The organism is Streptomyces sp. NPDC087906 (assembly GCF_055584925.1).
The window spans coordinates 114,133-135,528 of the sequence record NZ_JBVJLC010000007.1 but is presented as its reverse complement, the minus strand read 5'-3'; the positions used below and the strand labels follow the sequence as shown (position 1 = coordinate 135,528).

Annotated in this window: 22 protein-coding genes and 1 pseudogene; 14 read left to right on the top strand and 9 right to left on the bottom strand. The window is 70.1% G+C overall.

Translation table 11 applies throughout. From position 1 onward, the window contains the following. Positions 1-196 precede the first annotated feature (196 nt). Entirely contained in the window at positions 197-1,117 is a 921-nt protein-coding gene (locus ACZ63I_RS21825) for a L,D-transpeptidase family protein (protein WP_469340641.1), read from the top strand. 191 nt (positions 1,118-1,308) lie between these two features. Here ACZ63I_RS21825 and ACZ63I_RS21820 read toward each other — a convergent pair whose 3' ends face one another. The 6 genes and pseudogenes from ACZ63I_RS21820 to tgmA form a co-directional block, all read right to left on the bottom strand. Further along, the gene (locus tag ACZ63I_RS21820; protein ID WP_469340640.1) at positions 1,309-2,343 is read right to left on the bottom strand and encodes a hypothetical protein; all 1,035 of its coding nucleotides are present in this window, start codon (positions 2,341-2,343) and stop codon (positions 1,309-1,311) included. A 158-nt stretch (positions 2,344-2,501) separates the two neighbouring features. After that, positions 2,502-3,290, bottom strand: a complete 789-nt coding sequence (locus ACZ63I_RS21815; protein WP_469340875.1) for an RNA polymerase sigma factor — start codon at positions 3,288-3,290, stop codon at positions 2,502-2,504. 261 nt (positions 3,291-3,551) lie between these two features. Beyond that, the gene (locus ACZ63I_RS21810; RefSeq protein ID WP_469340639.1) at positions 3,552-3,875 is read right to left on the bottom strand and encodes a DUF6087 family protein; all 324 of its coding nucleotides are present in this window, start codon (positions 3,873-3,875) and stop codon (positions 3,552-3,554) included. A 77-nt stretch (positions 3,876-3,952) separates the two neighbouring features. Then, a complete protein-coding gene (gene tgmC, locus ACZ63I_RS21805; protein WP_469340638.1) occupies positions 3,953-5,116 on the bottom strand; it encodes an ATP-grasp peptide maturase system methyltransferase in 1,164 nt (387 codons plus the stop codon). Beyond that, positions 5,113-6,072: pseudogene (tgmB, locus tag ACZ63I_RS21800) on the bottom strand (ATP-grasp ribosomal peptide maturase). The gene tgmC and the pseudogene tgmB overlap by 4 nt, the downstream one beginning before the upstream one ends. A gap of 4 nt (positions 6,073-6,076) precedes the next feature. Next, positions 6,077-6,328 carry a putative ATP-grasp-modified RiPP gene (tgmA, locus tag ACZ63I_RS21795; RefSeq protein ID WP_469340637.1) on the bottom strand — a complete coding sequence of 84 codons (252 nt, stop codon included), beginning with the start codon at positions 6,326-6,328 and terminating at the stop codon, positions 6,077-6,079. Positions 6,329-6,612: 284 nt separating this feature from the next. On the opposite strand from tgmA, the gene ACZ63I_RS21790 reads away from it, so the two are divergent. The 3 genes from ACZ63I_RS21790 (at position 6,613) to ACZ63I_RS21780 (ending at position 10,035) form a co-directional block, all read left to right on the top strand. Further along, the gene (locus ACZ63I_RS21790; protein ID WP_469340636.1) at positions 6,613-7,617 is read left to right on the top strand and encodes an XRE family transcriptional regulator; all 1,005 of its coding nucleotides are present in this window, start codon (positions 6,613-6,615) and stop codon (positions 7,615-7,617) included. Between the two features lie 17 nt (positions 7,618-7,634). Next, a complete protein-coding gene (locus ACZ63I_RS21785) occupies positions 7,635-8,213 on the top strand; it encodes an HD domain-containing protein (RefSeq protein WP_469340635.1) in 579 nt (192 codons plus the stop codon). A 265-nt stretch (positions 8,214-8,478) separates the two neighbouring features. Then, entirely contained in the window at positions 8,479-10,035 is a 1,557-nt protein-coding gene (locus ACZ63I_RS21780; protein WP_469340634.1) for an alkaline phosphatase family protein, read from the top strand. Positions 10,036-10,235: 200 nt separating this feature from the next. Here the strand turns inward: ACZ63I_RS21780 and ACZ63I_RS21775 are convergent, their stop codons facing one another. Together ACZ63I_RS21775 and ACZ63I_RS21770 are read right to left on the bottom strand one after the other, a co-directional pair. Beyond that, the gene (locus tag ACZ63I_RS21775) at positions 10,236-10,835 is read right to left on the bottom strand and encodes a hypothetical protein (RefSeq protein ID WP_469340633.1); all 600 of its coding nucleotides are present in this window, start codon (positions 10,833-10,835) and stop codon (positions 10,236-10,238) included. Between the two features lie 156 nt (positions 10,836-10,991). Continuing rightward, positions 10,992-12,638 carry a beta-N-acetylhexosaminidase gene (locus ACZ63I_RS21770; RefSeq protein WP_469340632.1) on the bottom strand — a complete coding sequence of 549 codons (1,647 nt, stop codon included), beginning with the start codon at positions 12,636-12,638 and terminating at the stop codon, positions 10,992-10,994. Between the two features lie 230 nt (positions 12,639-12,868). Here ACZ63I_RS21770 and ACZ63I_RS21765 point away from each other — a divergent pair, with 230 nt between their 5' ends. The 6 genes from ACZ63I_RS21765 to ACZ63I_RS21740 all read left to right on the top strand — a co-directional run bounded on the left by ACZ63I_RS21765 (position 12,869) and on the right by ACZ63I_RS21740 (position 17,757). Further along, the gene (locus ACZ63I_RS21765) at positions 12,869-13,441 is read left to right on the top strand and encodes a 2-oxo-4-hydroxy-4-carboxy-5-ureidoimidazoline decarboxylase (protein ID WP_469340874.1); all 573 of its coding nucleotides are present in this window, start codon (positions 12,869-12,871) and stop codon (positions 13,439-13,441) included. A gap of 211 nt (positions 13,442-13,652) precedes the next feature. After that, on the top strand, positions 13,653-14,033 hold the full coding sequence (gene sdhC, locus ACZ63I_RS21760) for a succinate dehydrogenase, cytochrome b556 subunit (protein WP_469340631.1): 381 nt from the start codon (positions 13,653-13,655) through the stop codon (positions 14,031-14,033). Positions 14,034-14,038: 5 nt separating this feature from the next. Continuing rightward, entirely contained in the window at positions 14,039-14,530 is a 492-nt protein-coding gene (locus tag ACZ63I_RS21755; protein ID WP_469340630.1) for a succinate dehydrogenase hydrophobic membrane anchor subunit, read from the top strand. A 20-nt stretch (positions 14,531-14,550) separates the two neighbouring features. Further along, positions 14,551-16,305 (top strand): succinate dehydrogenase flavoprotein subunit, encoded by a 1,755-nt coding sequence (gene sdhA, locus ACZ63I_RS21750; RefSeq protein ID WP_469340629.1) that lies wholly within the window; start codon positions 14,551-14,553, stop codon positions 16,303-16,305. Then, positions 16,305-17,081 (top strand): succinate dehydrogenase iron-sulfur subunit, encoded by a 777-nt coding sequence (locus tag ACZ63I_RS21745; protein WP_469340628.1) that lies wholly within the window; start codon positions 16,305-16,307, stop codon positions 17,079-17,081. The genes sdhA and ACZ63I_RS21745 overlap by 1 nt, the downstream gene beginning before the upstream one ends. Before the next feature lie 127 nt (positions 17,082-17,208). Next, the gene (locus ACZ63I_RS21740; protein ID WP_469340627.1) at positions 17,209-17,757 is read left to right on the top strand and encodes a hypothetical protein; all 549 of its coding nucleotides are present in this window, start codon (positions 17,209-17,211) and stop codon (positions 17,755-17,757) included. On the opposite strand, the gene ACZ63I_RS21735 is transcribed toward ACZ63I_RS21740, so the two are convergent. Then, positions 17,740-18,264 carry a MarR family winged helix-turn-helix transcriptional regulator gene (locus tag ACZ63I_RS21735; protein WP_469340626.1) on the bottom strand — a complete coding sequence of 175 codons (525 nt, stop codon included), beginning with the start codon at positions 18,262-18,264 and terminating at the stop codon, positions 17,740-17,742. The two genes, ACZ63I_RS21740 and ACZ63I_RS21735, sit on opposite strands and share 18 nt — an antisense overlap. 94 nt (positions 18,265-18,358) lie before the next feature. Between ACZ63I_RS21735 and ACZ63I_RS21730 the strand changes: the two genes are divergently transcribed. The 4 genes from ACZ63I_RS21730 (at position 18,359) to ACZ63I_RS21715 (ending at position 21,364) form a co-directional block, all read left to right on the top strand. Next, a complete protein-coding gene (locus ACZ63I_RS21730) occupies positions 18,359-19,594 on the top strand; it encodes an MFS transporter (RefSeq protein WP_469340625.1) in 1,236 nt (411 codons plus the stop codon). A 64-nt stretch (positions 19,595-19,658) separates the two neighbouring features. Continuing rightward, a complete protein-coding gene (locus tag ACZ63I_RS21725; protein ID WP_469340624.1) occupies positions 19,659-20,096 on the top strand; it encodes a hypothetical protein in 438 nt (145 codons plus the stop codon). Positions 20,097-20,101: 5 nt separating this feature from the next. Continuing rightward, positions 20,102-20,578 carry a thiol-disulfide oxidoreductase DCC family protein gene (locus tag ACZ63I_RS21720; RefSeq protein ID WP_469340873.1) on the top strand — a complete coding sequence of 159 codons (477 nt, stop codon included), beginning with the start codon at positions 20,102-20,104 and terminating at the stop codon, positions 20,576-20,578. A 57-nt stretch (positions 20,579-20,635) separates the two neighbouring features. After that, entirely contained in the window at positions 20,636-21,364 is a 729-nt protein-coding gene (locus tag ACZ63I_RS21715; RefSeq protein WP_469340872.1) for a TetR/AcrR family transcriptional regulator, read from the top strand. Positions 21,365-21,396 lie beyond the last annotated feature (32 nt).

The window sequence follows — 21,396 nt, the reverse complement described above, 5'->3', positions numbered from 1 at the left end:
AAGTGCCCGCGATCCTGCCATTCCTGGTCTGCCGCATGGTGATTCGAACGGTTATTTAGGGCAACGGCCTGCTGTAGTTCATCTCCCGTCAAGGCGCGTTGTCATCGGACCGGTTTTTCGGGGGAGAATGTCGCCGCGACACCGAAGCCACGAGATTTCGACAAGACATGAGATCCCGGAGATACAGGGGAAGAAAATGCTCAGATCGCCCGCTCTGTGCCGGGTCCTGGCCGCGGCAGCCGTGCTGGCCGTGACCGCGGGATGCTCCGTCGACCCGGCGGCAGGAGGCCCGGTGCGCCTCGACCAGAAGCCGGGCGGTGGTACGCCGGCGGCGCAGAGCCCGTCCGGCACCCCGAGCGCGTCGCCCTCGACCCCGGCGCCGGCCGCCTCGCCCTCGGCCCCGGCGGCGTCGCAGCCGGCGCCCTCGAAACCGGCGCCGCCGAAGAGCACCCCCAGCCGGTCGGCGGAACCCGCCGCGCCCCGGCCCGCGACGGTGCTGGCGAGCGGCGACGAGAACGGCCAGGTGCGGGAACTGCAGGCGCGGCTGCGGCAGATCGGCCACTTCGACCGCAACCCCACCGGCTACTACGGCTCCGTCACCGCCGCCGCCGTCTCGTCCTTCCAGAAGAAGCGCGGGCTGCCCCGCACCGGCACGACCGACACCGTCACCTGGCAGCGGCTGCTCGCGATGACGAAGCAGCCGACCGGCGACGAGCTGCGGCCGCCGACGGTCAACCCGCTGCCGAAGCCGGATTCCCGCTGTATGACGGGGCGGGTGATGTGCATCAACAAGACCAGCCGCACGCTCGCGTGGATGATCGACGGCAAGGTGCGCTCGGCGATGGACGTACGGTTCGGCGCGCAGTACACACCGACGCGCGAAGGCGTGTTCAGTGTGTTCTGGAAGTCCCGGCACCATGTGTCGACGCTGTACGACTCACCGATGCCGTACGCGATGTTCTTCAGCGGCGGCCAAGCGGTGCACTACTCCTCGGACTTCGCGGCCCGGGGCTACGCGGGCGCCTCGCACGGCTGCGTCAACGTACGCGACGAGGGGAAGATCGCCTCACTGTTCGCGCAGGTCCGCAAGGGCGACAAGGTCGTCGTCTACAAGTAGACGGCGAAGGGGAGTTGAGAGGCGCGGGCGGGACCGGGGGAACGTGTCCCGCCCGCGCCATATGCGCTGAGCCGAAGGTACGGGGGGAACCCCCGGCTCGTTGCGCTGCCGATGACCAGTCGGCTCACTCTTTACTGCGCCATGGGGCGGAAAAACGTCACACCTCGCGCCGCGGGGCGAAGAACCGCAGCTCAGAGCAGAGTCGATGACGCGGTGGGAAGCGGCGCGCGCGAGGTGCGCCCCGGTGCGGGGGTCGTTGACGACGGGTCCTTCGACGGGTCCTTCGACGGCTCGGGCGAACCGGCGTACGGCGACGCGGGATCGGAGGCCGACGGGTCCGGCGATGAGGGGTCGGGGGAAGCGGAGTCCGACGGCGAAGGGTCGGGTGACGATGTCACGTGCGGGCCCCACGGGAACGACGGGTCGTCGGACGGCGAGGGACCACCGGAGGGCGCCGAGGGGCCGTCGGTGAGCAGGCCGCCGTTCTTGGGGTCGTTGCCCCCTTCGGGGATGCCCAGGAGCGTGTCGCAGAACTGCACGGCGCCCGCCACTCCCTTGGCCGCCGCCTCCAGGTCGCTCTTGGCGCGGGCGTTGATGTCGCCCTCCCGGTAGTCACGGCAGACCTTGACGGCCTTGTGGTACCACGGCGACGCCCTGTTCGGCGCGGCAACGTTGTCCTGGCCGCCGAGCGCGGCCCCGGCCCATGCGGACGCCGAGGCGGCGGAGTTGGGTGCGCTCGTGCGTGAACTGCCCGCCGTGGCAGGGAAGGAGGGGAGCGGAAGCTGCGGTGCGCCGGAAGTGCCCTCCGGCCGGAGTCCCGCGTCGGGGCTCCCGGACGCCAGGGGTCTTCCGGTCGTCGGCGCCGAGACGGTCCCACCGGGCAGCGGTCCGTCGTCACCGGCGAACGGCGCCGCCAGCATCGTGCCGCCGACGGCCACGAACACGGCGCCCAGGGTGCAGCCCACGACGGCGGCGGCGAATCCCCGCCGTACCGGGCGGCCGAGCCGGGTGACGGGTACGACGCGCGGATGCGGCCGGGGGCGCGGGGCGAGCCGTATCGTCCCGAGCGTGGCGTCGGAAGGGCCGTGGCGGGGGTCCTGTTCGGCGGCGCTCCGCCGCGAACTCCGTTCCGCCGTAAGCCCGTCGGGGCCGCCCCGCACCGCCGCGGCCGCGCGGGCCCGCCGGAACGCGACCAACGCCGCCGCCTCACCGGCGCTTTCTGCCACGTTTGCGTTTGCGTATGTGACGTCGGCCACAGATCGCAGAGCGTCCGAGAGGCGCCGCGCCTGTGCCTGGGTGCGTTCGTCCGCGGTCTCGACCGGCTCACCGCGCAGCAATCTTTCGGCTGTGTCCTTGTCGAGCCACGGGTAACGCTCGTCGGCCATCACATGTCCTTCTGCGTCCGCAGGCGCGAATGCGTCACACCTGCGGACGCCGCAGCTCCCGGTCGAAAGACCCGCTGCGGCGGTACGGCTGCCAGCCCCGCACCCTGACCTGCGGCGCTGCGGCCCGTACCGTGTGTGGTCTCCTCATGCGGACGGTAAGCGGTTTCGTCCGGCACGCTCGCGGCGCCTTCGCCCGCGTCCCCGCCGGCCCCGCCCGCGCCGTCCAGCCCACCCGCGGCGTCGGCGCCGATCAGTTCGGCGAGCCGCTTGAGCCCCCGGTGCGCGGCGGTCCGCACAGCGCCGGGCCGTTTGCCCAGGGTGTGCGCCGCGCTCTTCGCGTCGAGCCCCACCACGACACGCAGTACGACGGCCTCGGCCTGGTCCTGCGGCAGTTGCGCTATCAGCGCCATCGTCCGGCCGGTGGCCAGCGCTTCCATCGCCTCGTCGGCGGTGTCCGAATCGGCGGCGCGTCCGGCGAGTTCGCTCTCGTCCCCGCCGACGGCGGGCCGCCGGCCGCGCATCCGTATGTGGTCGAGGGCGCGGTTGCGGGCTATCCGGGCAGCCCAGCCGCGGAAGCGGTCGGCGTCACCGCTGAAGCTGTCGAGGTCACGCGCGATCTGCAGCCACGCCTCGGACGTCACGTCCTCGGCGTCCGGCTCCCCCACCAGTGTCCTGACATAGCCCAACAACCGCGGGTGCACCGTGCGGTACACAGTCCGGAAGGCGTACTCGTCCCCCGTCTGCGCCGCGAGCACCGCGGCGGTCAGCTCCGCGTCGTCCCCCAGCACTTCCACAACCCGTCCTGAATCGCAGCCTGGTCACTGCCGCGCCACCCCACGCGAATCTGAACGCTACGGCCTTTCCGGGTCCGGCGTCCACGGCTTGTACAACCTGCAACAACTTCGCGACGTTATGCGGTGTGACAGAAAACGCACCCTTGACGCTGAGGGGAGTACGGGGCGGCACTGCCGACCCGTAGTCGGACGGCGGCCGGGGTCTCTCCTGTGGGGGGTGGCGACCTCGGCCGTCCTCCCTACCGGGGCGGGAAGTCAGTGCTTGCCGGGCCCCGGCCTCTGTGGCTTGCGATGCCTGCCGGTACCCGCCCCCAGTGGATCGCGCGCGGGTTCGGGTACCGCGTCAGCAGAAGTCTCGCCTGCCTGCGGGTACAGGATTCGGTTCGTCTCCGCGAGGTTGGCAGCGAACCCATGAGGTTCCCACGCGTGCCCGTTCCACCGCTGGATCACCCGGGGCGCGTCGCCGTTCAGGTGGGACCCCTGGGGACCGTCGCCGGGTACGAGGGGGACGGCACGAAGTCGCCCGATCTTCGCGTCACGTCGCTCCGCCCATTCCGACAGAGATTGGTCGTCGTCCATCTCGTTCCCCACGGTCCTTACGGTTCGGCGCCTGCCCCGCCGAGCGTAACGGGCCCGGCGCACCTCCTCGCCGTCGTTCAGACGATGCGGTGCTCCCAGCGCCGCGACGGGTTGTCCCCGATCCAGTAGGTGTGCGAGTCGGCGGTGATCCGGAGCTGTACGGCGTCGATGCCAGGGCTGCCCGCGTCCTGCCAGGCGACGAGGGTCTCCTCGACGTTGTCCCACAGAGCCACCGGGCCGCCCTGCCGGACCGTCCAGCCGTCGCCTTCCGCGACGAACTGGGCGAAGGACTCACGCTCCGGGTCGAAGAGATACAGGAGCTTGGTTCCGTCGCTCCGAGCGGCACGGACGAGGTGAGCCCCGGGCGCGGCGAGCTGAGCGAGGAAGGCGGGCATCCACTCGTCCAGCAGGGTCGGGGGCGCCTTGGTCTCCCGCTCGCTGTCCACGTAGGCCGTCCGGGCCGACAGGTCGCCGGCCACGGTCACGACGGCTTGGGAACGCGCCTGCATGAACGAAGACCTGCCGATGATCCGGCCCTCGGCAGCGCCGTTGCCAACCACGGTCACCTTGGCCAGACCGGTCCCGTAGGGCCAGGAACCCACGGTGCTCAGGATCACGCCTCCGGGCCTGGTCTGCCGGACCCAGGTGTACGGGATGCGCCGGACGGCGCAGGTGGCGATCACGCGATCGTACGGAGCGTTCCGCGGATGCCCGAGGAGGCCGTCGCCGGTGACGGTCCAGGCCGAGAAGCCGAGCGTCTCCAGGGCGGTGTCGGCGCGTTCCGCCACTGCCGGGTCGACCTCGACCGTGGTCACGTTGTCCGCGCCGAGGCAGTGGCACATCAGAGCGGCGGAGTAACCCGTGCCGGTGCCGATCTCCAACACCCGGTTGCCTGCTTCCAGTTCCAGGCTTTCGATCATTCCGACCACCGTGGCCGGAGTCGTGGAAGAGGAAGTAGGTACCCCCGCAACGGGTGCGGCGGTCTGGTCGGCGGTCAGATGGCCATCGAGCTGAGTGGTGAGGGTGTCGTAGCTGTACGCGGTCCTGAGCCACTCGGCCGGGTCGGTGCCGGTAGCCGGGACGGGCCGCCAAGTGCTCCCTTCGTCAAGGAACACCCCGGGGTGAAGGAACAGCTCGCGCGGCACGGCTTCGACGGCCCCGCGCAGCCACGCGGACGTGAGGACGCCGTTCCCCGCCAGCAGTGCGGCGAGGCGGCGGCGCTCGGGCGCGGAGTCGGTCATGAGCTTTCTCCTTGGGTGAGCAGGTCGGCGAACGCCGAGGACATCGGAAGGCCGGTCTCCGTCTCCAGCCACCCCCACTGGCCGTTCGGGTTCAGCTCCAGCCACCAGTAGGTGCCCCTCCGGTCCACTGCGAGATCAAAGCTCCCCGATACCAGGCCCAGATACTTCAGGTAGCGGTGCAGCGCCTTGGCCACCCGGTCGGAGAGGTGTTCAACGGTGTAGGCGAGAGCTTCGTAGTCCTTACGCCAGTCCAGCATGTCGGAGTCGATGCGTACGGCGAACGTGTGCCGCCCGACGACCAGCACGCGGAGGTCGGCGACTTTGTCCACGCGGGCCTGGAAGAGGTGCGGGGCGACGCGAACGCTCTCGTCGATCTCTTCGGCAGTCACCGGGTCGGCCCAGCCGGTCACCGGCTCACCGTTGCGCGCGTACGGGGTCCAGCGCAAGGTCTTGAAGATCACGTCGCGCTGGTTCCCGATGAACTCACGTGCCGCGTCCGGGTCGTTGGTGACGAGGGTAGGGGGAACGGCGAGGCCGAGCCGCTGGGCGAGAGCGAGCTGAGCGGGCTTGTAGTCGGCGGCAGCGCTACGCAGGGGGTGATTGACCCAGAGGGGGCAATCCATCCCGTAGAGGGAGCCTCCCAGTCCGAAGCGGACCTACGCAGCCGCGAACCGGGCGTCGTCCGGCTCCAGGTGCGAGAACGCGGGCCACTCGGGGCGACGCCAGTAGACCGCTCGGACGCGCGTCAGGTCGGCGGCCCGCGACGGGGTGCGCACCTGCCCGACCATGGGGGCCGGGCCGGTGCCGAACCGAGCCGAGAGTGTCAGGCCGGTGCCGATGTCCACGGGGTTGAACCTGACCACGGGCACGTTTCGCCGATTGAGTTCGGTGATCACCATGTCGGCGGTCAGGTCGTCCGCCTCGGTGGCCACCAGGACCGGGCTCTCCTCGGCCATGTCGTCAGTCCTGCTCGGAGTCCTGGTCGTGCCCCTGGTCGTTCTTGGAATCCGAGTTCGTGGTGGTCGAGGTCTCGGTGCCCTTGCTGGTGCCGTGGGCGCCCATCTCGACCACCAGGCCGGCACGGTCGCGGAACACGCCGAGCTGTGTGCCGGGGTCGATCGTGACCGAAGCGTGCGGGCGCCGGACGGTGGTCGGGTAGGGCGCGAGGCGGCTGACGCCCCAGGGTGCGGTGGGCCGTTCGACGGTCGTCAATGGGTCTCCTTGAAGCGGAGTGGAAGGTGGATCGAAGCGAATGGACGGCCTTTGCGGCCGATACGAACCATGGGCCCGCAAAGGCACTGGCCGACTCCGCCGAAACGACCGTAACGTTGCCCTGAGTGCAGGAGGACTGACTGTCAGTACGGGTTGAGCGAATGAGTTCACCGGAGAGCCCCATGACCGCTGGAGCACCGGCAAGACGGAGCGCTTCCACGGGCGCCATCGCGGGGTTCGTCCTGCGTCTTGCTCGGGAGAGCGTCCCGCTCACCCAGGCCGGGATGGCGGAAGGACTGGAGGCGGATCTCGCCACGGTGCAGGGATGGGAGTCCGGTCGGCGGCCGCTGGCCAACGTGAAGGCGGGAACCCTCTTGAACCTGAGGCGCCGCTTGGCGGCACTGGGCGCGGACTCGTCCGTCGTGCGACTTCTCGATGCCGCCATGGACGCGGATCGGATTGTCGGAAATGGCCTCGGCCCGGTAAGTCCGGCGCACACACATCCGCTTGCCTGGTGGGTCCACACCCGCGACACGGCGCACATGATCGCGTGGGCCGTGAACGGCACCACGCCGGCCGCCCTGGCCAATCGCCCTGTCCCGCCCCGGCGAGGCCCCGCGGCGACAGCCCCGCTGCTCAGCGCCCAGGCGCGCAGGACCTTCTTCACCCACCTCCGGGATACAGCCGACTCCGCCGACCGCTCAGGGGAGGCCGGTGCGCTCCTGCGCCGCCAAACGCTCTACCTCACGTCGTACGACCGGACTCCAGAAGCATCGTCGTGGAGGGCTCAGGCTCTCCACGACCGCCGAGGCGTCCTTGCGGCGCGAGGTTGGACACCGCGCTGGGCCGAGGCACGTTCGACCGCAACGGCCCTCGCCCGCCTTGGAGATCCACAGCCTTTGGTTGATTTCATCGAGCGCTCCATGGCGGACGACGACACCGCCGAGGTCGCCAACCTCAACTACTGGGCCTATTGGCTCGGCGCCTTGCCGGTACCGCAGGCGAACGACGGCTTCATGCACAGGCGCGAGCTTGCGAGTTGGGAGCCTCTTACGCTCTTGCGCCTGTTGGTCGAGGGCCTGCATCTGGCACCCGGATACGTGGACCTGTACGTCCACTCCCTGTGGGCACTGCTCTCAGCGCACATCTGGCTCCCTCTGGCGTCGCCCGACCTCGCTGACCGGCTCGGCGAGAGGGCGGTGCTGCTTCTTGACGGCGGCCGAATCTCCCCGCGATCAAGGCGGGAACTCAGCGAGTTGCACTACGTTCTACGCGAGCACCGCAGGTGAAACAGGAGGCGGACGACATGGCGGACGACACGGAGCAGGCGAATGGGACCGTGGGATTCCTGTTCGAGATGGGGATGTTGAAGCGAGCCAAACGCTCCGGCTGGTGGATCGCCGGCGTCAAGGACCCGGAGACCATCGCCGAGCACTCCTTCCGCGTGGGCCTCATCGGGTCCGTCCTCGCCATGATGGAAGGCGCCGATCCCGCGAAGACCGCGCTACTCGGCCTCTGGCACGACACGCAGGAGACGCGAGTCAGCGACATTCCGCACATCGGCCGGCGGTACCTCGACGCCGCATCGAACGAGAAGGTCACCGCGGACCAGGTGTCGGCGGCCCATCCGGCAGTACGGACCGCCGCACAGCGGATCGTTGAGGAGTACGAGACGGGTGACTCCCTTGAGGTCATCTGTGCGCACGACGCAGACAAGCTCGAATGCCTGATTCAGGCTGTCGAATACCGCGAACAGGGTTGCGCGAACGTTCAGGGCTGGATCGACAGCAGCCTTGAGAAGCTCAAGACGGCCTCGGCCCAGGCGCTCGCCGAGGCCGCTTTGCACATGACCTCCGTGGAATGGCAGAAGACATACCTGCCCTGACGGACTCCGTGCCACCAACTCGCAGAAGCGCCAAGCCCCTTGAACGAGGGGCGGGGCGCTCGGCGATACGACTCGGCGTTGAGATCACGGGAACATAACGAGTCTAGGCCATAATTGAGTGGCCGTTCATCGCGCCGTCGCCGACCGGATCCGCGAGAGCCATCCGCCGCCAGGAACGTGGTCGCCGCATCCGTGTCGCCTTGTGTCACCGCAAGGTAACGGGTCTCGTCCAAATGCGGTTCACCCACCACCCCTTGGAGATCACATGCCCAGCGGAATCCCCAGGCGCTCCGTGCTCGCCGGCAGCGCGGCCGTCGCCGCAGCCGTCGGCCCGTTGCTCGGTGGCGGGGCGGCGCGTGCTGCCGCGCTCGCCGTTGCCGCGGCGCCTGTGCTGCCCAACGGTACGAGCCTCGACAAGGTGCTCGTGATCGGCATGGACGGGCTGCGCCACGACCGGATCACCGCCGCCCAGGCGCCGAACCTCAAGTCCCTGATGGCGAACGGGACGTACGGCACCTCGCTGCTGTACGCGAGCCCCATGGCCGGCACCTTGTCCGGGCCCGGCTGGTCCACCATCTCGACCGGTGTCTGGCCCGACAAGCACGGCGTCAAGGACAACGCCTTCACCGGCAAGAACTACGGCACCTACCCCGGCTTCCTCGCCCGGCTGGCACAAGTGCGGCCCCAGCTCTCCACGTTCGCCGCCGTCGACTGGAAGCCGCTGCACACGGAGGGCACCGTCACGCCCGGCGCCGACGCCGCGCTCGTCCTCGACGGTGACGCGGACGGGTACGTGGGGCACGACGCCACCATCGCCGCCCAGAGCGAGGCGGTGCTGCGGCAGCAGAACCCCGACGTGCTCTTCGTCTACTTCGGCAACACCGACATCGTCGGCCACAACTCCGGCGCCGGCAGCGCGAGTTACCTGAGCGCCATCGACGTCCAGGACGGCTATGTCGGGCGGCTGCTCGCCGCGGTCAAGGCCCGGCCCACGTACGCCTCCGAGCGCTGGACCGTCATCGTCGCCACCGACCACGGTCACACCGACCCGGGCGGCCACGGCGGCAGCACCATCGAGGAGCGGCGCACGTTCGTCCTCGCCCAGGGCCCCGGGATCGCCGCGGGCGCACGCCCCTTCGACACCCGCCTCGTGGACGTCGCCGCCACGGTGTTCAAGCAGCTCGGCATCGTCCCCGATCCCGCCTGGGGTCTCGACGGCAAGCCCGTCCAGGAGCGGTCGGCGGACCCCTTCGACGCCCTGTACCCGGCCCTCTCCGGGCGCGTCGACGAGACGGGGATCCCGGCCGGGGTCCTCGGCTACACCCACACCGCGCCCAGTGGCTGGTCCGTCATCAACTCCGCGATGGGCACCGGTGGTGTCACCGAGTGGCGCGGCTGGGCCTTCGCCACCGACGAGTTCTGGAGCAGGTCCCAGCGCGACCAGTCCCGCGAGCTGAACGTGCGCTCGCGCGGCGTCTTCGCGGTCGCCGACTCCGACGAGTGGGACGACAAGGCGTCGTCCGGTACGTACGACTCCACGCTCGTCTCCCCGGCGTACGCGGTCGGCGGCAAGGCGAAGGTCCGGCTGGACTTCACCACGCTCTACCGCCAGGAGGGCAGTCAGACCGCGCAGATCCTCGCGTCGTGGAACGGCGGCACGCCCGTCGCCGTCACGTCGTACACCGCCGACGTCATTTCACAGCCGCAGTCCCTGAGCCTGGCCGTCCCGTCAGGAGCGACCAGCGTCAGCTTCCGGTTCCGCTACACGGGCAGCAACAACTGGTACTGGGTGATCGACGGCGTGCGGGTCACGGCGAGCTGACCGAGCGGGCGGCGGCCCCGGCGATCACCCGGGGCCGTTCCGGTCTGTCCAAGTCCGGCGGAATCGGATAAACTCCAGACCTCGGTCTCGACGACGAAACGCCTGGTCAGAGGCCCTTTTAGGGCGCGCAGGCCCATACGGCCTGGGGTGGCCGCCTGAATCCGGTCACCCCAGGTGTCGTCGGCCGCGCCCGCCGCGTATCAGCTCCGCGCACGCGCCCTGCGGGAGACCACGGCGCGCAGCACCCGCTGGCCCTCGGTCGACAGGTCCAGCGCCTGGCGCAGTCCGCTCCCCGCGCCGTCCGACTCGGCGAGCATCTCCAGGATCTCCACCTGGCGGCGCAGTTCGCCGGCGACGAGCGGGCCCACCCCCGCGATACCCGCCACCGTGTCGACGGGCTCCTCGCGGCAGCGCGTGAGGCGCGCCTGAAGCTCCTCGCCCGCGGCCACGGCGCCGGTGTCGAACTTCTGGTGGATCTCCAGGCCGACGAGCGAGCAGGTGTCGGCCCAGGCCCGCAGCGGCTCCAGCGCCCACGCCGAGGGTGCCGAGTTCAGCAGGGTGCGGACGAGCGCGATCTCGACGTTGGTCACGGCCTCCGCGTCGATGGCGTCGTCCAGGGCGCCCCTGGCCGTCACCAGCCTGCCCGGCCAGCCCTCGGGACCGGCCGCGATACCCGCCCACAGCGGGCGCAGGACGTCGCTCTCCTCGGCGAGCAGCGGCAGGCACCGGTCGAGGCAGGCGAGACCGCTCGCGGCCAGGCCGCGCTCATCCGCTTGTGCGATCAGCTTCACCAGGCTCATGGACGGCTCCTGTCACGGACGCGCTACTGCCCTGTACTGCGCCGAGCGGCCGGATTACGTCACTCCGCTCTCGGTGATCATCTCCCACAAGGGGCGCACACCGAGACCGTTCAGCCCGTTATGCCCAGATAAATCCCGTAAAGTGAACGGTCAGTTTCAGCCGACGTCGAGCTTTGCAGCCAGCGCGGTGAAACCGGTCCAGGAGAGCGCGGGCCTTCCCGGGTTCCAGAGCTTCTGGGCGGTCGCCGCCAGCGGCATCTTGATGCCGGCGGCCACCTGGTCCTGGGTCTGGGCGTTCGGGAAGTCGCCCCACACGGCGAACCTGCCGCCCAGGATCTGCTTCGAGTAGCGCGCGGGCACCGCCGTCGTACCGCGCAGCACCAGCGGGGTCCACTGCTCGTAGATGCGCTGCCCGGTCGGGTAGGTGAAGTCGTTCGGCTGGCCGAGTACGTAGTACATGTACTCGTCGTTGACGTTCACCATCGGGCGACCCTCCGCCAGGTACGACTGCGGCTGCCGCGCCCCGTTCTCCTTGCCCGTCCAGTACTCGATCTGCAGGTCCTTGTCGGCGTGCACGGTGCCGCCGGCGAACACGCCGTCGTTCCAGACCTTCGGCGTCTTGCCGAGCTTGGTGACCACGCCCGCGCGGTCGTTCGTCCATCCCGCGGTCAGGTCCTTCACGCTCGCGCCGCTCCCGTACTTCTGCCGGGCGGCCGTGGCGAGCTGCGGGAAGGAGGCGGCCGGGTCGCTGACCGTCAGCGCCTGGTACTCGTCGGCGCCGAGGTGCCAGTACGCGCCGGGGAACAGCGCGGCGAACTCGCGGTCCAGGTCGTCGATGAGCCGCGCCGAAGCGGTCTTCGAGATGTCGATGGCGCCCTTGGTGACCACGCCGCTCGTGTTACGCAGCTTGAGCGTCGGGTTCGGGGCCAGTACGGCGCCGAGGTGGCCCGGCGAGTCGATCTCCGGCACGACGGTGATGTGCAGCCGGGCGGCGACCGCCAGGATCTGCCGGATCTGGGCCTTCGTGAAGTGCTCGGCCGAGACGATGTCGGGGTGGGTGGTCGACTGGATACGGAAGCCCTGGTCGTCCGAGAAGTGCAGCGCGAGCTGGTTGAGCTTGAGGTCGGCCATCTCCCGCAGCCGGTCCTCGATCCAGCCCTCGCTGTAGAACTTCCGTGCGATGTCCAGATTCAGTCCGCGCTGCGGCCGGTCCGGTGTGTCGCGTACGACGCCCTCGGGCATCGCCCCGTCGGCCCGTACCGCCTGCTTGAGCGTGCGGGTGCCGTAGAAGACCCCGGCCTGCGCGGGACCGGTGATCAGCACCCGGTTGTTCGCGGCGTTAAGGGTGTACGACTCGGCGCCGCCGCCCGGCTTCAGGGCCAGCTCGACGTCGCCCGCCCTGGCGGCGACCGCGCCCCGGTAGCCGATCTTCAGCTCCTGGGCCAGCAGCTTCGCCTCGTCGGCGAGCCCGCTGCCCGCGCTGCCGCGCGCGACGACGACGCCGCTGCCGGCCGAGGGACGCCAGCCGGGGCCGCGGGCCGCCTGGTGGCTCCGTACGGCCGGAACGGTGCGCGGCGCGCTGGAGAGCGGGTACGACCGGGAGGGTGACGGCTGGGGCGGCGCCGACGACGCCGAAGCGGCGGCGGCCGACGAGGCGGCCGAGGCGGCGGACGACGACGGGGCAGGGGTGGCCGCGCCGCCCGCGTCCGACGACTGGTCCTGGCAGGCGGCCAGCGTCAGCGCGCCGACCGCGGCGGCCAGACCGGCGGCGGTGAGGCGCAGGGCGTTCCGGGGGTGCCGCATCGGTCGAAAACCTCCTAGGTGTGGCGGGCGTACACGGCGAACGTCCCACGGAGTCGTCCACTCCGCGCGTTGAAACTCTCTCTTCCGGGTGAAATTCGCGCATCCGTCGGACAGTTCCCGCCACGCGTCGATAACGTTGTGTCACTTCGCTCTCTTGTCCGCCACTTCTCCCTCGCCTTCTCCCTCAGCTTGTCCCTCTCAGCCGTAACCCCGCTTCCGAGGAGCCCACGCTGTCCAGCGAGTCCCCCGCCGGGCCCCCGAGGTTCCCGGCCCAGACCCGCGACTCCCCCGACGTCCAGGCGGGTCTGCGCCGGTTCAACACGGCCCCCGCGGAGACCGTCCGCGCCGCGCTGCTGACCTGCTGCGGCAGCAGCCGCTGGGCCACCCGGCTGGTCGCCCACCGCCCGTACCCCGATCTGGACGCGCTGCTCGCCGCCGCCGACGAGGCGGGCTACGACCTGTCGCTGGCCGATCTGGCCGAGGCGCTGGCCGCCGAGTCCTCGTCAGGCCCCGTGCACACCGCGCCGCCCGCCGCCAGGACGGCGCTGCGCGCCGCGCACGCCGCGTACGAGTCCAGCTTCGGCCACGCCTTCGTGATCAGCCTCGAAGGGCACAGGACCGAGGAGCATCTCGACCATGTGCTCGCCGGGCTGCGGGCCCGGCTGCCGCACGACCCCGACGAGGAGCGGTCCGTCTCGGCCGACCAACTGCGCCGACTCGCCCGGACGCGTATCGCGTACCTCGTCGCCCACCACCTGGACTGGCCGTCCGCCGGTCCGGCCGTCCCGCAGGTGTCCCGATAGGGCTGTTCGTGACGCACGCCGTTGGTCCGTCCGTGGCTGTTCGAGGGGGTTTCGGGCACATGGGAGGACCCCGGGCGAGCGGACCGACAAGTCGTCGCTACGATGGCCGGGGCCGGTGGACCGTACCCGGCCGGGCGCGACCGACACCACTGTGCTTGCCCGAGCAGAAGATGGCGGCCGGCCCCGATCCTTGCTCCCGGAGGGTTTTTCCGTGCCGGCTGGAACGCTGTACCGCGGCCGGGAAGGTATGTGGTCCTGGGTGGCTCATCGAGTCACCGGCGTCCTCATCTTCTTCTTCCTGTTCGTACACGTACTGGACACCGCTCTCGTACGTGTCTCACCCGAGGCGTACGACGATGTCGTAGCGACCTACAAGAACCCGGTCGTCGCGCTGCTCGAGTACGGCCTTGTGGCCGCAATCCTCTTCCACGCGCTCAACGGCCTGCGCATCATCGCCGTGGACTTCTGGTCCAAGGGGCCCCGCTACCAGAAGCAGATGCTGTGGACCGCGGTGGCCATCTGGGTCGTCCTGATGGCCGGCGCCCTCTACCCCGTGCTCGGCCACGCCGCGCGCGAACTGTTCGGGAGCTGAGTCCGATGTCCACAGACACCTCTTCCGCCGGATCGACTCCGGTGATCAGCGACGTCGAGGGCGTGAGCCTGTACGACGTCGACCACCCGGCGCCGTTCATCCAGGCGCCCCGCGCCCGCACCGCGAAGACCCCGAAGTCGACGCGCGGCAACTTCGAGATGGCCGCCTGGCTCTTCATGCGGCTGTCCGGCGTCGTGCTGGTCGTCCTGGTCCTCGGTCACCTGCTCATCCAGCTCGTGCTGGACGGCGGCGTCTCCAAGATCGGCTTCGCCTTCGTGGCCGGCCGCTGGGCGTCCCCGTTCTGGCAGGTCTGGGACCTGCTGATGCTGTGGCTCGCCATGCTCCACGGCGCCAACGGCCTCCGCACGATCATCAACGACTACGCGGAGAGCACGACGGCGCGGCTGTGGCTCAAGGGCCTGCTCTACACCGCCACGGTGTTCACCATTCTTCTCGGCTCGCTGGTGATCTTCACCTTCGACCCGAACATTAGTTAAAGCCGGGGCTGACGAGACCAATGAAGATCCATAAGTACGACACCGTCATCGTCGGCGCCGGCGGCGCCGGTATGCGCGCGGCCATCGAGTCGACCAAGCGCAGCCGTACCGCCGTGCTGACGAAGCTCTACCCGACCCGGTCCCACACGGGGGCTGCGCAGGGCGGCATGGCCGCGGCGCTCGCCAACGTGGAGGAGGACAACTGGGAGTGGCACACCTTCGACACGGTCAAGGGCGGTGACTACCTGGTCGACCAGGACGCCGCCGAGATCCTGGCGAAGGAGGCCATCGACGCGGTCCTCGACCTGGAGAAGATGGGTCTCCCGTTCAACCGGACGCCCGAGGGCAACATCGACCAGCGCCGCTTCGGCGGCCACTCCCGCAACCACGGCGAGGCGCCGGTCCGCCGCTCCTGCTACGCCGCGGACCGCACAGGTCACATGATCCTCCAGACGCTGTACCAGAACTGCGTCAAGGAGGGCGTGGAGTTCTTCAACGAGTTCTACGTGCTGGACCAGATCATGGTCGAGGTCGACGGGGTGAAGCGGTCGGCCGGTGTGGTCGCCTACGAGCTGGCCACCGGCGAGATCCACATCTTCCAGGCGAAGGCCGTCATCTACGCGTCGGGCGGCACCGGCAAGTTCTTCAAGGTGACCTCCAACGCGCACACCCTGACCGGCGACGGCCAGGCCGCCTGCTACCGGCGCGGGCTGCCCCTGGAGGACATGGAGTTCTTCCAGTTCCACCCGACGGGCATCTGGCGCATGGGCATCCTGCTCACGGAGGGCGCCCGCGGTGAGGGCGGCATCCTGCGCAACAAGGACGGCGAGCGCTTCATGGAGAAGTACGCGCCCGTCATGAAGGACCTCGCCTCGCGCGACGTCGTCTCGCGCTCCATCTACACGGAGATCCGCGAGGGCCGCGGCTGCGGTCCCGAGGGCGACCACGTCTACCTCGACCTGACGCACCTGCCGCCGGAGCAGCTCGACGCCAAGCTGCCCGACATCACCGAGTTCGCGCGCACGTACCTCGGCATCGAGCCGTACACCGACCCGATCCCGATCCAGCCGACCGCGCACTACGCCATGGGCGGCATCCCCACCAACGTCCAGGGCGAGGTGCTGGCCGACAACACGACGGTCGTACCGGGCCTCTACGCGGCCGGCGAGGTCGCCTGCGTCTCGGTGCACGGCGCCAACCGGCTGGGCACCAACTCGCTGCTCGACATCAACGTCTTCGGCCGCCGCTCCGGCATCGCCGCAGCCGCGTACTCGGCCGCCAACGACTACGTCGAACTGCCCGAGGACCCGGCGCAGTTCGTCAGGGACCGGGTGGAGCACCTGCGCGATTCGACGGGCAAGGAGCGCGTCGCGGCGCTCCGCCTCGAACTCCAGGAGTGCATGGACGCCAACGTGATGGTGTTCCGCACCGAGCAGACCATCAAGACGGCCGTCGAGAAGATCGCCGAGCTGCGCGAGCGCTACCTGAACGTCTCCATCCAGGACAAGGGCCGGCGCTTCAACACGGATCTGCTGGAGGCCATCGAGCTGGGCAACCTGCTCGACCTGGCCGAGGTGATGGCCGTGTCGGCGCTCGCCCGCAAGGAGTCGCGCGGCGGTCACTACCGCGAGGACTTCCCCAACCGGGACGACGTGAACTTCATGCGCCACACCATGGCGTACCGCGAGGTCGGCGACGACGGCAGCGAGTCCATCCGTCTCGACTACAAGCCGGTCGTCCAGACCCGCTACCAGCCGATGGAGCGTAAGTACTGATGTCTACAGCCACCGTGGACCGGGTGGAGGCCGCTTCGGCCGCCTCGCACCTCATGACCGTCACGTTCCGGATCCGCCGCTTCAACCCCGAGGTCTCGGACGAGTCGCAGTGGCAGGACTTCGAGCTGTCGATCGACCCCAAGGAGCGGGTGCTCGACGCCCTGCACAAGATCAAGTGGGAGATCGACGGCTCGCTGACCTTCCGCCGCTCCTGCGCGCACGGGATCTGCGGCTCCGACGCGATGCGCATCAACGGCAAGAACCGGCTCGCCTGCAAGACGCTGATCAAGGACATCGCGACGCCGGGCAAGAACGGCAAGCCGAAGACGGTCACGGTCGAGGCCATCAAGGGCCTGACGGTCCTCAAGGACCTGATCGTCGACATGGACCCGTTCTTCCAGGCGTACCGCGACGTGATGCCGTTCCTCGTCACGACCGGCAACGAGCCGACGCGTGAGCGGTACCAGTCGGCCGAGGACCGCGAGCGCTTCGACGACACCACCAAGTGCATCCTGTGCGCGGCGTGCACGTCGTCCTGCCCGGTCTTCTGGAACGACGGCCAGTACTTCGGCCCGGCCGCCATCGTCAACGCGCACCGGTTCATCTTCGACTCGCGTGACGAGGCCGGCGAGCAGCGCCTGGAGATCCTCAACGACAAGGACGGCGTGTGGCGTTGCCGCACGACGTTCAACTGCACGGACGCCTGCCCGCGCGGTATCGAGGTCACGAAGGCGATCCAGGAAGTCAAGCGCGCGCTGATCACGCGCCGCTTCTGAGCGTTCCGGTGGTCCGGGCGTGCCCGGCGTCACCGAAAGGCCCGTCTCCGTACACAGGCAGTACGGAGGCGGGCCTTTGTGTGTCAGGATCGATGCCGGACACCTGCCGGGGGAACGGGGAAGAGCGATGACCGAGCCGAATCCGTACAGCGACGGCGAGTACACGTGGGGACCCGAGCAGCAACGGGGCTATCCGGCCTACGGCTACCCCAACCCGGCCCCGGGCTATCCCGGTCAGGCCCCGGGCTACGGCTATCCGGGCCCCGGCCCCGATTACAGCGCGACGCTGCCCGCAGGGGTGCCGTTCGGCGGCCCGCCGCAGCCCGGCGGGGCGCCGCTGGTGTCGATCGGTGACATCACGGTCCTGAACGACACGATCGTGACGCCGTCGGGCACGCTGCCGCTCAGGGGCGCGGTGTGGAGCGCCACGGACATGTCCCGTACGGAGGAGAACATCCCGGCGCACGCCATCGTGCTGGCGATCGTCTTCTTCGTCTTCTGCCTGCTGGGTCTGCTCTTCCTGCTGATGAAGGAGAAGAAGACCACGGGCTTCATCCAGGTCACGGTGACCAGCGGCGGCAAGCACCACGCGACGATGATCCCGGCGAGCCGTCCGGGCGACTTCATGGCCGTGATGGGCCAGGTCAACTACGCCCGTTCACTCAGCAGTATGTGACGAGGGAGCAGGCGGCGAGGGCTCCTCGGCCGCGAGCATGACGCGGCGGAGCAGGCCGTTCAGCAGGGCCCGCTCCTCGGCCGTCAGCACGCCGAGCAGCCGGTGCTCCTCGCTGCCCACCACCGCCATCGCGCGCAGCCAGTTCGCCCTGCCCTCCTCGGTCAGTTCGACGTCGACCTTGCGGCGGTCGGCCGCCGACGGCGTACGGCGGACGAAGCCGCGCCGCTCCAGCGCGTCGAGCCGGCCGGTGACCGAGGCGGGGGCGAGGCCGAGATCGGCCGCGAGCGCCGAGGGGGTGGCGGCGCCGCCGTGCCCCGCGAGGTCGTGCAGGGTCTCGAACTCGTGGCGTTCGAGGTCGGATGCGGCGAGGAACTGCTCGCGGCAGCGCCGCAGATGGAGGCTGATCTTGTCGATCCGGGTGACGGCGCCTTCGATGTCGGCGTCGAGCCCGGGGAGTACGGGCTGCCAGCGCGCCACGTGATCGTCGGTCCAGTCGCGGGACTTCATGGTGCCGATGGTACGTCGGGACCCTTCGGCGGCGGACATTTCAACATCAGGTATTTCGGTAGCGAATAGTTCGACACCGAAGTATGTTGCGCGCATGCCTTCCTCGCCGCGCCCGCCGCATCCCTTGCGCGCCCGCTCCTTCCAACTCCTTTTCACCGGACGGGTGCTGTCCCTGATGGGCAGCGCCGTCATTCCCGTCGCCCTCGCCCTGGCCGTCCTCGATGCCACCGGATCGACAGCGGCGCTCGCGCTCGTACTCGGCTGCGCGATGGTGCCGCAACTGCTCCTGCTGCCGGTGGGCGGGGTGATCGGCGACCGCTTCAACGCCCGTACCGTCGCGCTCACCACGGATCTCGTACGCGGCGCGACCCAGCTCTTCGTCGGCGCGCAACTGCTCGCGGGCGAGCCGGTGCTGTGGCATCTCGCGGTCGCCGAGGCGATCGGCGGGGCCGCCGGCGCCTTCGCCATGCCGACCGTCGCGCCCCTGGTCACCGGCACCGTCGCGCCGGGTGAATTGCAGCGTGCCAACACGCTGATCGGGATCGCGGAGAGCCTCACCCGGCTCGGCGGCCCGGCGATCGGCGGCGCGCTCGTGGTGACCGCGGGCGGCGGCTGGGCGTTCGTCCTCGACGGGCTGACGTTCGCCGGGAGCGCCGCGCTGCTGATAGGCGTACGGGTCGCGCCCGTGACCGTACCGCGCGGCTCGCTGTTCGCCGACCTCAAACAGGGCTGGTACGAGGTCCGCAGCCGCGACTGGTACTGGACGAGCCTGATCGCCCACTCCACCTGGAACGGCGCGGCGGCGGTCCTGCTGACACTCGGCCCCGCCATCGCGCTGACCAGCATGGGCGGCGAGGGCGCCTGGGTCGCGATGGTCCAGACCGGCACGGTCGGGCTGCTGCTGGGGTCGCTGCTGGCCGGCCGGGCGCGCCCGCGGCGCCCGGTGCTCGCGGCGAATCTGGGGCTCGCGACCTACGCGCTGCCGCTCGCCATGCTGGCCGCATCGGCGCCCGCGCCGGTCACCATCGCCGCGTACGGGGTGGCCCAGGCGGGGCTCGGCTTCCTCGGCCCGCTCTGGGAGACCTCGGTGCAGCTCGCGATCCCGCCGCACGCGCTCGCCCGCGCCACCTCGTACGACTGGCTGCTGTCGCTGGCGGCCGTGCCGCTCGGCTACACGCTGGCGCCGCTGGCCGCCGCCGCCTGGGGTCCCCAACTCCCGCTGACCGTCGCCGCGGTGGCGGTCGGGGCCGCCTGCCTCGGCACGGCCGCGGTGCCGGGCGTACGGCGGTTCAGGGCCGCCACACCCGGGCTTGAACATGTTCAAAAGTAGGGCTACTGTCAACGACAACAGCTTTTGAACACGTTCAAGAGCGCAGCCAAGGGGAGGGTGAGGTATGGACCTCACTGTTGTGGCGTACGTGGTCTACCTGGTCATCAGCGTGGCGCTCACCGTGTGGGTGGCGCGGACGCTGAGCAAGAACGGACGGATCTTCCTCGCCGACGTCCTGCACGGGAACGAGAAGCTCGCCGACGCCGTCAACCACCTGCTGGTGGTCGGCTTCTACCTGGTCAACCTCGGCTTCGTCGCGCTGTATCTGAAGACGGGCAACGCCGTCGCGGACTCCCGCGCCGTCGTCGAGGAGATCTCGGTGAAGGTCGGTGTCGTCCTGCTCGTCCTCGGCGTGATGCACCTGGGCAACGTGTTCGTGCTCAACAAGATGCGGCGGCGCGGGATCATGGATCGCGAGCAGACCCCGCCGGTGCCGCCGCAGGGCTGGACAGGCGGGCCGAAGGGCCCGGGGCCGTGGGCCGCTCCCGCGACCGGGGCGTGAGCACCGTGCCGACCGCGCCGGCCGGACCGGCGCAGGACCGGTACCCGCTCCGGCGGGTACCGGTCCGCGGGCTGACGGTGCTGTACGACGCGCAGTGCCCGCTCTGCGTCCATCTGCGGCACTGGCTGAAGCGCCAGCGCCAGCTTGTCCCCCTCCAGCTCGTACCGGCGGCCTCGCAGCTCGCGCGCAGGCGCTTCCCCGACCTCGATCACCGGAGCACGCTGCGGGAGATCACCGTCATCGGGGACAGCGGCCAGATCTACCGGGGGACGGCCGCCTGGATCGTCTGCCTGTGGGCGCTGGCCGAGCACCGGCCCAAGTCCCACTGGCTGGCCACCCCCGCCGGCCTCCCGTTCGCCCGGGTCACCGTCCTCGCGGCGGCGAAGTACCGGGCGGCGACGGGAGCGGCGGGGCCGGCCGCCGGCGGGGCGGGGGCGGCGCACTGCGACGGGCAGTGCGAGGTGCCGGGGACCCCGCGCTGACGGGGGCGGAGGGAGGTCGGGAAGGCACTCAGGAGGGCATTAGGCTCGGGAACCGTGATGGACGAGATGGACGCGAAAGACACGAAGGACACCAGGCCTCCCAAGAGCGAGCAGACCCGCACGCTCATCCTCGAAACCGCGCTGCGGCTCTTCCAGGAGCACGGTTACGACAAGACCACGATGCGGGCCATCGCCAGGGAGGCCGGGGTCTCGGTCGGGAACGCGTACTACTACTTCTCGTCCAAGGAACATCTCGTCCAGGGCTTCTACGACCGGATCGCCGCCGAGCACCGGGACGCCGTCCGGCCGGTGCTCGACCGGGAGACCGATCTGGACGCCCGGCTCTCCGGCGTACTGACCGCCTGGCTCGACATCGCCGCGCCGTACCACGAGTTCGCCGCGCAGTTCTTCAAGAACGCCGCCGACCCGGAGTCCCCGCTCAGCCCCTTCTCCCCCGAGTCGGAACACGCGCGGGAGGCGGCCATCGCCGTCCACCGCGAAGTGCTCGCCGGATCGAAGGCGAAGGTCGCCGACGAGCTGGTCGACATCCTGCCCGAGCTGATGTGGCTGTCGCAGATGGGACTCGTCCTGTACTGGGTCTTCGACCGCTCCGACGGCAGCGAGCGCAGCCGCCGGCTGGCCGAGCGCGGCGCCCGGCTGACCACGCGGGGCGTCGCGCTCGCCCGGTTCCGGGTGCTGCGACCGCTCGTGAAGGACGTGCACGAGCTGTTCACGGACTTCCTGCCCGGCATGGCGGAGGCCGCGGTCGCCCGCAAGAAGAGCTGAGCCGCGGCTCCCGGCACCGATGACGGCGCTGC